1 protein-coding gene is annotated in these 292 nt (G+C 71.2%); it reads left to right on the forward strand.

Annotated elements, in window-relative coordinates:
* A partial coding sequence (locus AC0IYH_RS30905) for a hypothetical protein (RefSeq protein WP_471837994.1) occupies positions 1–292 on the forward strand: 292 nt, incomplete at both ends.

The following is a 292-nucleotide window of genomic DNA, read 5'->3' on the forward strand; positions in this document are numbered from 1 at the left end:
ATCATGTCCGCCGCGTCGTGGGAGAGGCGCGGTTCGCACTGGGCGCGCAGATCGTGCTCGGCGCGTCCGATCCGCTCGCCGTCGCCGCCGGCTATGCGCGGGTGGCGGAGGCGGCGGTGGCGGTGCTGGCAGTGGCTGCGCTGGCGGAGTTCCGTCACGCGCACGGCTGCGTCCCGGATAGCGAGTTCGTGATCCTCGCATTGGGCCGGCTCGGTGGCCAGGCGCTGACGCATGCGTCGGACCTCGACCTCGTCTATCTGTTCACCGGCGATTTCGCAGCCGAGTCCGACGG

The sequence above is a fragment of the Pseudomonas sp. AC463 genome (genome assembly GCF_979253585.1).